The 10679-nt window shown below is 74.6% G+C and carries 8 protein-coding genes; 7 read left to right on the top strand and 1 reads right to left on the bottom strand.

Going from position 1 to position 10679, the window contains the following annotated elements:
* Positions 1-200 precede the first annotated feature (200 nt).
* On the top strand, positions 201-998 hold the full coding sequence (locus tag AMY39116_RS0324015) for a universal stress protein (protein ID WP_020420175.1): 798 nt from the start codon (positions 201-203) through the stop codon (positions 996-998).
* Positions 995-1777, top strand: a complete 783-nt coding sequence (gene ppk2 / locus AMY39116_RS0324010) for a polyphosphate kinase 2 (RefSeq protein WP_039791727.1) — start codon at positions 995-997, stop codon at positions 1775-1777. Before AMY39116_RS0324015 ends, ppk2 begins: the two co-directional genes overlap by 4 nt.
* A gap of 48 nt (positions 1778-1825) precedes the next feature.
* Here ppk2 and AMY39116_RS0324005 read toward each other — a convergent pair whose 3' ends face one another.
* Complete coding sequence (locus tag AMY39116_RS0324005) at positions 1826-2272, bottom strand: universal stress protein (protein ID WP_020420173.1); 447 nt, start codon at positions 2270-2272, stop codon at positions 1826-1828.
* Positions 2273-2423: 151 nt separating this feature from the next.
* On the opposite strand from AMY39116_RS0324005, the gene ppsA reads away from it, so the two are divergent.
* From ppsA to AMY39116_RS0323980, 5 genes are all read left to right on the top strand, one after another.
* Positions 2424-4667, top strand: a complete 2244-nt coding sequence (gene ppsA, locus AMY39116_RS0324000; RefSeq protein ID WP_020420172.1) for a phosphoenolpyruvate synthase — start codon at positions 2424-2426, stop codon at positions 4665-4667.
* A 114-nt stretch (positions 4668-4781) separates the two neighbouring features.
* Positions 4782-6188: a DUF4389 domain-containing protein gene (locus tag AMY39116_RS0323995; protein ID WP_020420171.1), complete on the top strand. Its 1407-nt coding sequence runs from the start codon at positions 4782-4784 to the stop codon at positions 6186-6188.
* 6 nt (positions 6189-6194) lie between these two features.
* Entirely contained in the window at positions 6195-7571 is a 1377-nt protein-coding gene (locus AMY39116_RS0323990) for a wax ester/triacylglycerol synthase family O-acyltransferase (protein ID WP_020420170.1), read from the top strand.
* 85 nt (positions 7572-7656) lie between these two features.
* Entirely contained in the window at positions 7657-8127 is a 471-nt protein-coding gene (locus AMY39116_RS0323985; RefSeq protein WP_051123590.1) for a DUF6069 family protein, read from the top strand.
* Positions 8124-10406, top strand: coding sequence for a heavy metal translocating P-type ATPase (locus AMY39116_RS0323980; RefSeq protein ID WP_020420168.1), 2283 nt, complete (start codon positions 8124-8126; stop codon positions 10404-10406). Before AMY39116_RS0323985 ends, AMY39116_RS0323980 begins: the two co-directional genes overlap by 4 nt.
* The last annotated feature ends 273 nt before the right edge of the window (positions 10407-10679 follow it).

Here is a 10679-nt window from a genome sequence, read left to right as displayed (position 1 = left end):
CCTGGCCACGCTGTTCCGGGACGAGGGTGAGCCGCACACCTTGCTGCGCCTGGGTTTCGGCTTCACCACGCCCGGCTTGCCGCGACGGCCCGCGGACGAGGTCACCACGGTAATCGAGGAGCCCGGAAGGGCCGAAGGGCTCTCCGGGTGAGGCCGCCCGGCCCTGGCCGCCGCCGGATCCGGCACGCGAGAGTCGGGGCATGGCGCGTGAACAGAAGGCGGTGCTCGCCGGTGTCGACGGTTCGGCCCCGGCGCTGGACGCGGTGCGCTGGGCGGCGCGGGACGCCGCATTGCGGAAGCGGCCGTTGCGGCTGATCCACGTCGGGGAGGACGCGGACTGCCTCGCCGAGGCCGAGACCGCGGCAGCGGCGGTCCCGGACGGGCAGATCCGCGGCGGCGCGCGAACCGGCCACCCCGCGGAACGGCTGATCGAGGAATCGGCCACGGCCGTGGTGGTGGTGCTGGGCTCGCACGGGCTCGGCGGGTTCCCCGGCATGCTGCTCGGATCGGTCGCGGGCGCGCTCGCGGCGCACGCGCACTGCCCGGTCGTCGTGGTGCGCGGCGCTCCGCCCGCGGACGCGCCCGTGGTCGTCGGGATCGACGCCTCGCCCGGCGGCGACGCCGCGCTCGCGTTCGCCCTCGACGAGGCGAACCTGCGCCGCGTGCCGCTGCTCGCGGTGCACACCTGGACCGACATGACGATGGGGGAGACCTGGTCGGTGCTGCCGATGGACGCCGACTACGGCGCCATCGCGGAGGACGAACGCCGTCTGTTGGCCGAGCGGCTCGCCGGGTGGCGGGAGAAGTACCCGGACGTCGACGTGCGCCCGGTGGTGGTGCGCGACCGTCCGGTGCGCGGGCTGCTCGCGGCGGGCCAGGACGCCCAGCTCATCGTGGTGGGCTCCCGTGGGCGCGCCGACTTCGGCGGCGTGGGGCTGGGCTCGACGAGCCAGGCGCTGCTGCACCACGCCCCGTGCCCGGTGGCGGTGGTCCGGTGAGCCTGCGCAAGGACGCCTACCGGCGCGAGCTGGTGCGGCTGCAGGGCGAGCTGGTGAAGATCCAGGAGTGGGTGCGCGCCGAGCGCAGGCGGCTTGTGGTGATCTTCGAGGGCCGGGACGGCGCCGGCAAGGGCAGCACCATCAAGCGGGTCACCGAGTACCTCAACCCGCGGGTGGCGCGCATCGTCGCCCTGCCAAGGCCGGACGAGCGTGAACGCGGCGAGTGGTACTTCCAGCGCTACGTGGCGCAGCTGCCCGCCGCCGGGGAGATCGTGCTGATGGACCGCAGCTGGTACAACCGCGCCGGCGTGGAACGGGTCATGGGGTTCTGCACGACACCGCAGTACCAGCTGTTCCTGCGGCAGTGCCCGATCTTCGAGCGGATGCTCGTCGAGGACGGCCTCCTGCTGCGCAAGTACTGGTTCTCGGTGAGCCAGGACGAGCAGGAGCGCCGCATCCGCGCCCGGCTGGACGACCCGATGCGCCGGTGGAAGCTGTCCCCGGTGGACCTGGACTCGCTGACCCGGTGGGACGACTACTCGCGCGCCAAGGACGACATGCTCGTCCACACCGGCATCGCGGAAGCGCCGTGGCACCTGGTGGACAGCGACGACAAGCGCGCGGCGCGGATCAACATGATCCACCACCTCGTCACCAGCGTCCCGTACACCGAGGTGCCGCCGCCCGCACTGGAGGTCCCGCCGCGGCCGCCGTCGAACTACGTGCGGCCCGCGGCGAACCCGGGCAGTTACGTCCCCGACCACGCGAGCACGCTGTGAGCGCCCAGCGCGGCGGGGACCGTCCTTTCCGGATCGCCGTGCGACGCGCTACTGCGCGGCGTGGGCGGTCATGACGACGACGGGGCAGTGGGCGTGCCGCACCACCTGGGTCGCGACGCTGCCCAGCAGCAGTTCGGTCAGCGGCCGCGCGCCGTGCGAGCCGACCACGAGCAGGTCGGCGTCCGCGGAGGCCTTGTTCAGCTCGGTGGCCGGGTCGCCGCTGAGCACGACCTCCTCCACCTCCGGCGCCCCCGGGCCCCGGGTCTCCTGGACCGTCGAGTGCAGCAGGCCGGCGTAGGCGCTGTCCTCGCCGACGGGGATCCGCCCGTGCGGCTGGATGGCGTAGGACGTGCCGGGCAGCAGTTCGTCGCGGACGCGCACCAGCATCGCGCGCACCCGGTCTCCCGGCCGCGCCTCCTGCAGCGCCCACCGCAGCGCGGCGCGGCTCTGCGCCGAACCGTCCACGCCGACCACGATCGTGCGGGATTCGCTCATCGGACTTCCTCTCTGTCAGTCATGGACAGCGTCGCGCGCGGGGGCGCCGCTCCGGCAGGGCAGAACGGACCGGGTGGCGGGGACTTCCGGCCCTCCCTGCCGTCTGCGCGGCTCCGCCACCGTGGAACGGACGCGAAGAGAGGCGAGGACCATGACTTTCGTACGGGAGCTGTCCGCGATCCGGGCCGACGACGACCTTTCGGCCGGCGGCAAGGGCGCGAACCTGGGTGAGCTCACCGCGGCGGGATTCCCGGTGCCGCGCGGGTTCGTCGTGCTGCGCGAGGGCTACTGGGCGACCACCGAGTACGACGGCGTCCGTGACGAGCTCGCCCACCTGCACGCCGAGGCGCTCGGCCTGGCCGACGACCCCGAGCGGCTCGCCGAGCACTGCGACCGCATGCGGGACTTGGTGCGCAAGGCCACCCTCGACCCGCGGGTCCGCGCCGAGGTGGTCGCCGCCTACGCGCAGCTGGGGCCGGACGCCGTGGTCGCGGTGCGGTCGTCGGCGACCGGGGAGGACGGCGCGGACGCCTCCTTCGCCGGGATGAACGCCAGCTTCACCAACGTCGTCGGCGAGCACGCGCTGCTGGAGCGGCTCACCGACTGCTGGGCCTCGCTGTTTTCCCCGCGTGTGGTCGCCTACCGGGCAGGCCGCGGGTTCACCGGCGAGCCGGCGATCGCGGTCGTGGTGCAGGAGATGGTCCGGGCCGAGCGCGCCGGTGTGGCGTTCACCGCCGACCCGCGCACCGGCGACCGGGGAGTGGTCGTGGTCGAGGCGGTGTTCGGCCAGGGCGAGACGCTGGTGTCGGGCGCGGTGTCCCCGGACACCTACGTCGTCGGCAAGGACGACCTGAAGGTGCGCGAGGTGCGCATCGGCGACAAGACCCACAAGATCGTCCACGGCCCCGACGGCGACACTCGCGTCGAGCTGTCCGCGAGCGCCGCGCACCAGCGCGTGCTCGGCGACGTCACGGTGGTCGGGCTGGCCCGCCTCGCCCGGCGCGTGGAGGAGCACTACGGGCGGCCGCAGGACCTGGAGTGGGCGGTGGACGGCGACCGGACCTGGCTGGTCCAGACGCGGCCCATCACCACGCTGGGCCCGGAGCCGAAGCCCGCCGGGCAGGTGCTGCTGCGCGGTCTGGCCGCGTCGCCCGGCCGGGCGGGTGGCGCGGTGCGCGTGCTGACCCGGCCCGACCAGGGCAAGGCCCTGCGCAGCGGGGAGATCCTCGTCGCGCCGATGACGAACCCGGACTGGGTGCCGACACTGCGCCGCGCGGCGGCGATCGTCACCGACGGCGGCGGGATGACCTGCCACGCCGCGATCGTGGCCCGCGAGCTGGGCGTCCCATGCGTCGTCGGCGCGGGCGGCGCGACGACGCTGCTGACCGACGGCGAGGAGGTGACCGTCGACGGCAGCACCGGGGAGGTCCGCAGCGGCATCACCGCCGCGCCCGCCCGCACGGAGCCCGTCGCGGCCCCCGCGGTGGCCGCCGAGCCCCTCGCCACCCGCCTGTACGTCAACCTCGCGATCGCCGACCAGGCCGAGCGCGTCGCCGCGCTCCCCGTCGACGGGGTCGGCCTGCTGCGCGCGGAGTTCCTGCTCACCAGTGCGCTCGGCGGACGCCACCCCCGGGACCTGCTGGCCCGCGGCGAGGGCGAGTCGTTCGTGACAGCCATGAGCGAGTCGCTGCTGACCATCACCCGCGCGTTCGGCGCCCGCCCGGTCGTCTACCGGGCAACCGACCTGCGCAGCAACGAGTTCCGCGGCCTGACCGGCGGGGAGCGCTACGAGCCCGCCGAGCACAACCCGATGATCGGCTACCGCGGCTGCTTCCGCTACGTGCGCGAGCCGGACCTGTTCGACCTCGAACTGCGGGCGCTGGCGCGGGTGCGGGAGGAGACCCCGAACCTGCACCTGATGATCCCGTTCGTGCGCACGAAGTGGGAGCTGGAGGAGTGCCTGCGCCTGGTCGACGCCAGCCCGCTCGGGCGCTCCCGCGGTCTGCGCCGGTGGGTGATGGCCGAGGTGCCGTCGGTGGTGCACTGGCTCCCCGAGTACGTGGGCCTCGGCATCGACGGTGTCTCCATCGGCAGCAACGACCTGACGCAGCTGGTGCTCGGCGTGGACCGCGATTCGCGGGAGTGCGCCGAGCTGTTCGACGAATCCGACCCGGCGGTGCTGGACGCGATCGGGCGGATCGTGACGACGGCCCGGTCGCTGGGCATCACGTCGTCGCTGTGCGGGCAGGCGCCGTCCAACCGGCCCGAGTTCGCCGACCACCTGGTGCGGCTGGGCATCACGTCGATCTCGGTCAACCCGGACGCCGTGCCCGCCGCCCGGACCGCGATCGCCTCCGCCGAGCGGCGGGTGCTGCTGGAGCGCGCCCGCTCCTGACCACCGCCCGGCGGGGCCGGAATGCCCCGGGACCCGGGACCTTCGTGCCTGGTGACCACGCCACCCCCGCGCGCAGCGTGGGTTTTCGACCGATTCTTCTGCCGGAGGTGTCCGATGGACGTCCGCATGACCTACCCGGTCCGGGTCGAGGGGAACCTCGACGCCGGCCTGTCCCGATGGCTGTGGCTGGTGAAATGGCTGCTGGTCATCCCGCACCTGGTGGTGCTTTCGTTCCTGTGGCTCGCTTTCTTCGTGCTCACCGTGGTCGCGTTTTTCGCGATCCTGGTGACCGGCCGCTACCCGCGCGCGATCTTCGACTTCAACGTCGGCGTGCTGCGCTGGTCGTGGCGGGTGCAGTTCTACTCCTACAGCGCGCTCGGCACCGACGCCTACCCGCCGTTCACGCTCGCCGACGTGCCCGCCTACCCGGCGCGGCTGGAGATCGACTACCCGGAGCGGCTGTCCCGCGGGCTGGTGCTGGTGAAGTGGTGGCTGCTGGCCATCCCGCACTACATCATCGCCGGGTTGTTCGCCGGCGGCGGCACCTGGCTGATCGGGTACACCGACGACGACGGGTTCACCTGGGCGGCCGGCGGCCTGGTCGGCATCCTGGTGCTGGTGGCCGGGATCGTGCTGCTGTTCAGCGGCCGCTACCCGAAGCCGGTCTTCGACTTCGTGCTCGGAATGGACCGCTGGGTGCTGCGGGTCGCCGCGTACGCCGCGCTGATGACCGACGCCTATCCGCCGTTCCGCCTCGACATGGGCGCGCACGACCCGGCGGGGCCGGTCACCGAGCCGTCCTCGCCCGAGCACTGGCAGCCGGCGAACCACCGCTGGACCGGCGGCAAGGTGGCGTCGGTGATCACCGGCGCGGTGCTCGCCCTGACCGCGACGGGCCTGCTCACCGGCGGCAGCACGCTGCTGTGGGCGGACCGCGCGCAGCGGGACTCCGACGGCTACCTGTCGGCCTCGAACAGCCTCAGCGCCACCGGCTACGCCATCGCCACGGAGGACATCGAACTGGCCGGCACGGCCGCCGACTGGAGCGGCATCCAGCGCCTGGTCGGCGACGTGCGGGTGCGGGCGACCGCGGCCGACCCGGCGACCCCGGTGTTCGTCGGCATCGCACCGTCCGCCGCCGCGGCCGGTTTCCTCGCCGGCGCCCAATACGCCACGGTGACCGACTGGTCCACCGACCGGTTCGTCGTGCACCCGGGCAACCGCACCCTGCCGGCGCCGGAAACCGCGGGCATCTGGACGGCGCAGGCGAGCGGCGGCGGAACCCAGACGGTGGTGTGGCCGATGCGCAGCGGCGACTGGACGGTCGTGGTGATGAACGCCGACGGCTCACCCGGGGTGAACGTGGTGGCCGAGATCGGCGCGACGGTTCCCGCGCTCGACGACATCGCCTGGATCGTGATCGGCGTCGGGCTGGCGCTGCTGGCCGGCGGCGTGGCCCTGATCGCGGTGCCGGTGCACCGGGCCGCGCAGCGTCCCGTCAGCGCGCAGACGGAGTCCTGACGCGACGTGGAACGTCTGTCCCCGCTGGATCTCGGCATGCTGTGGCCGGACGACTTCGGCTGGCCGGAGGACATCGGTGTGCTGGCGGTCCTGGACGGGAACCGGACGGCGGGGCGCTTCTCGCTCGACCTCGCACGCGAGGTCGTCGGGAAGCGCCTCCCGCTGGTCCGGCGGATGCGGCAGGTCCTGCGGGTCCCGCGGTTCGGGCTGGGGCCGCCGTACTGGACCGATGCGTCTACAGTGGACCTGGAGTACCACGTCCGGGCGGCCGAGGTGCCTGCCCCGGGTGACGACGAGCAGCTCCTGGTCGCGGTCGAGCGGATCCGGCGGCGCAGGCTGGACCGATCGCGTCCGTTGTGGGAGATGTGGCTGCTGACCGGGCTGGCCGGCGGCCGCACCGGGCTGTTCGTCCGCCTCCACCACACGATCGCCGACGGTGTCGCCGCGGTCGCCCTGCTCGGCGAGTTCTTCGACCCCGGGCCCGAGGTGCGTGCCCTCGCGGCGCCCTGGCCGGTACCGGAGCCGGAGCCGACGGCGGTGCAGTTGCTGGCCGACAACACCCGGCGCCGGTGGCAGGCGGTGCGCCGGGGCGTGTCCGTGCCGGCCCGCCTGCCGGCAACCGTTTCCGCGCTGCGCCAGGCGTGGCCGGCCTTCCGGGAGCTCCTGACCGAGGAACGGGCGCCGCGGACGAGCCTCAACACGCCGATCGGGCCGGGACGGCGGTTCGCGCTCGTCCGCGGCGACCTGCCGCTCGCGAAGCGGATCGGCGCCGCGCACGGCGCGAAGGTCAACGACGTGCTGATGGCGGCGATGTCCGGCGGGCTGCGGGAGCTCCTGCGCGCCCGGGGCGAGCCGGTGGACGCGCTGGCGCTCCGCGCCTACGTGCCGGTGTCCCTGCACCAGGAGCCGCGGGACCGGCTCCGCGGAAACTTCGACGGCATGATGCTGGTGCGGCTGCCCGTCGGCGTGGCCGATCCGGTGCGGCGGCTTGAGATGATCGCCGCCGAGACCACGGAGCGCAAGAAGCACAAGCGTTCCGCGGGCGGCGGCGTGCTCTTCCGCGTCAGCGCGTTGCAGCGCGCGGTCCTGCGCAGGATGGACCGGCAGCGGTGGGCGAACGTCTACGCCGCGAACGTGCCGGGCCCGCCGGAGCCCTTCCACTTCGCCGGCGCGCGCGTGCTCGAGTTGTTCCCGATCGTGCCGCTGATCGGCAACATCACCCTCGGCCTCGGCGCGCTCTCCTACGCGGGGCAGCTGGCGATCACCGTGGTGGGCGACGCCGACGCCTGCCCGGACGTCGAGGTGTTCGCCCGCGGCGCCGAGCAGGCGCTGGAGGCGCTTGCGGGCTCCCGCGGCAGGGACTTTGGTCCGGCCGATCGGTGACGCTCGGCCGCGTCGCGGGGCCGGGCGCACGCGGTTCGCTGGGAGGCGCCGGAAACCGGCATGCGAAATTCCGTGGGAGGCTGACATGAACGAACCTGGAACCGGCGCCACGTCACGGGTGCTCGGGGGGCGCCTGTGGGCCGGTGGCGCGGCGAGCGCGTGCGTCGCCGCACTGGTCGCCGTCGTCGGCATCCTCGTCGCCCGCGGCCTGCTGGACATCCCGGTGCTCGCGCCGCGGCGGGCGGGTACCTGGGGCGGCGCGAGCACCCTGACCTACGCGCTGGTGTCCGCCGCGGTCGCGCTGGCCGCGACCGCGCTGCTGCACCTGCTGCTCCTCACCACCCCGCGGGCCCGCGCCTTCTTCGGGTGGATCATGGTCCTGCTGACCGCCATCGCGGTGGTGGTCCCGCTCGGGCTGTCGGCGGCGCTGGACGCCCGCCTCGCCACCGCGATCCTCAACCTGGCCATCGGGTTGTCGGTCACGGTGACCCTCAGCGGCGTCGCGGGGTCGGCGATCGTCCGCGACACCGCCCCGACGACCTACCCGTACCCGTGACGCGGCGCGAACCGCTGCTGCTCGGCGCGGTCGCCGCGCTGCTGACAGGCGGCGGCCTGGCCTGGCTGCTGGACGCTCCCCGCGTCGCGGACGGGCTGTGGGGCGGCGCCACCGCGGTCGCCCTGGTGCCCACGCTGGTCTGGGTCGCGGCGGACCTGCGGGCCCGTCGCTGGGGCGCCGACGTGCTCGCCGTGCTCGCGCTGGCCGGCACGCTCGCGGTCGGCGAGTACCTGGCCGGCGCCGTCATCGCGGTCATGGTCGCCACCGGCCGGGTCCTGGAGTCGGCCGCGCGGGCCCGCGCCGGGCGTGACCTCTCGGCGCTCCTGCAGCGCAGTCCACGGCAGGCGCGCCTGCGCCGCGACGGGCGGCTCGACACCGTGCCGGTGGACGAGGTCCGCCCCGGCGACCGCGTGGTGGTGCGGCCGGGGGAGATCGTCCCGGTGGACGGGGAACTGCTCGAACCGGGTGTCTTCGACGAATCGGCGCTCACCGGGGAACCGCTCCCGGTCCCGCGGCCTGCCGGTGAGGCCGTCCGCAGCGGCGTGGTGAACGCGGGCGCGGCGACCGACCTGACGGCGCGGTCGAGCGCCGAGCAGAGCACCTACGCCGGTGTGGTCCGGCTCGCCAGGGAGGCCGCGGCGTCGTCCGCGCCGGTCGCCCGGCTCGCGGACCGCATCGCCGTCTGGTTCCTGCCCGCGGCGCTGCTCATCGCCGCCGTCGCGTGGATCGCCACGGGCGACCCGGACCGCGCCGTGGCCGTGCTGGTCACCGCGACCCCGTGCCCGCTGCTCCTCGCGGTCCCGATCGCGATCACCGGCGGCATGTCCAGCGCCTCCCGCGCCGGCGTCGTCGTCAAGGGCGGCGCGGCCCTGGAACTGCTCGGCCGCGCCCGGACCCTGTTGCTGGACAAGACCGGCACGATCACCGAGGGGGCCCCGCAGGTCCTGGACATCGTCTGCGCGCCGGGCACCACCCCAGCCGAGGCGCTCGCGCTGGCGGCCGGCGTGGAGCAGTACTCGCCGCACGTGCTGGCCGGAGCGGTGCTCCGGGCCGCGCGGCGCGCCGGTGTCCAGCCCGCTGCCGCCGAGCAGGTCACGGAAGAGCCCGGCCGGGGCGCCTCCGGCCGGGTCGGCGACAGCGTCGTCCACGTCGGCAAGCCACCGGACGACTCGTTGCCGGAGTGGGCGATGGCCGCGGCTCGGCGCGGCAGGCTCGACCTGGCCACCGTGATCTGGGTGGCGCGCGACGACCGGCTGCTCGCGGCGCTGCTGGTCCGCGACCGGATCCGGCCGGACGCGGCGCGGACGCTGCGGCGGCTGCGCGGCATCGGGCTCGACCGCGTGGTGCTGCTGACCGGCGATCGCGTCGACAACGCGCGCGAGGTGGGTGAGCAGCTGGGCCTGGACGAAGTCCTGGCCGGGGCCAGCCCGGCGGACAAGATCGCCCGCGTCCGCCGTGGCCCCGGGGTGACCGTGATGGTCGGCGACGGCCTCAACGACGCACCCGCCCTCGCCGCGGCCGACGTCGGCATCGCGCTCGGCTCGCGGGGTTCCACCGCCGCGGCGCAGGCCGCGGACGCGGTGATCCTGGACGATCGCATCGACCGGCTGGCGGAGTCGGTGGAGATCGCGCGCCGGGCGCGCAGGTTGGCCGTGCAGAGCGCGGCGGCCGGCACCGCGCTGTCGGCGCTGGCGATGGTCGCCGCCGGGTTCGGGTTGCTGGTCCCGGTCGCCGGTGCCGTGGTGCAGGAAGCCATCGACGTGGTGGTGATCCTGAACGCGCTGCGGGTCGTGTGGTGGCGGCGGCCCAAGCCGGAGCCGGCCACCGACGTCCTGTTGCACCGCTTCGCGCACGAGCACGAGGAACTGCTCCCGGCGCGCGCCGCGGTCCGGCAGGCCGCGGACGCGCTGACACGGGGGGCCGGCCCCGAGGCCGAAGCCGCGGTCCGGCGCGCCCACCGGATGCTCCTCGACCGGCTGCTGCCCCATGAACTGGCCGAGGAGACGCAGCTCTACCCGGCGCTGGCCGGGATGCTCGGTTCCGAGAGCACCGTGCCGATGAGCCGGGGGCACGCCGAGATCACCCGCCTGACCCGGCGCCTGGGACGGCACCTCGCCGAGGCTCCGGATGGGCTGCGCCCCGACCAGATCGACGACCTGCGCGCGACCCTCTACGGCCTGGACGCCGTGCTCACCCTGCACTTCGCCCAGGAGGAGGAGGCGTACTTCTCGCTGGCCGCGCCGGGCGAGTCGTCAGGGGACGGCAAGGCCGGGCGGTAGCGCCGCGCTGCGACGGAAGGGACCGCCGGCCCGTGTGGCCGGCGTTTTCTTGTGTGGCGGGTGTTCATGTGGAGGACCGTTAGCCCGGAGGCGGACCTCACACTGGCCGCGTCGGGTGGGGCGTTAGCGCCGCGCTGCGACGGCAGGGGGACGCCGGCCGTGTGGACTGGCGTCCCTTCGTGGCGGGTGGCGGGGGCTGTTTCGCCCCGGAGGAGCCCCACTTCCAGCTGCCCGGAAACGGCGGGGCGGCAGGAGTGGGGTTTTCCCTCCCCG

Source organism: Amycolatopsis sp. ATCC 39116, assembly GCF_000231075.2.
Taxonomy (GTDB): Bacteria; Actinomycetota; Actinomycetes; order Mycobacteriales; family Pseudonocardiaceae; genus Amycolatopsis_E; species Amycolatopsis_E tucumanensis.
The sequence above is the reverse complement of the archived record's forward strand: the minus strand, read 5'-3'. Positions and strand labels throughout refer to the sequence as shown.

What these genes read in the sequence shown, in the direction of transcription:
- AMY39116_RS0324015 (WP_020420175.1), top strand. Translation starts at nt 201, where the DNA reads ATGGCGCGTGAACAGAAGGCGGTGCTCGCCGGTGTCGACGGTTCGGCC.
- AMY39116_RS0324005 (WP_020420173.1), bottom strand. Translation starts at nt 2,272, where the DNA reads ATGAGCGAATCCCGCACGATCGTGGTCGGCGTGGACGGTTCGGCGCAG.
- ppsA (WP_020420172.1), top strand. Translation starts at nt 2,424, where the DNA reads ATGACTTTCGTACGGGAGCTGTCCGCGATCCGGGCCGACGACGACCTT.
- AMY39116_RS0323985 (WP_051123590.1), top strand. Translation starts at nt 7,657, where the DNA reads ATGAACGAACCTGGAACCGGCGCCACGTCACGGGTGCTCGGGGGGCGC.
- AMY39116_RS0323995 (WP_020420171.1), top strand. Translation starts at nt 4,782, where the DNA reads ATGGACGTCCGCATGACCTACCCGGTCCGGGTCGAGGGGAACCTCGAC.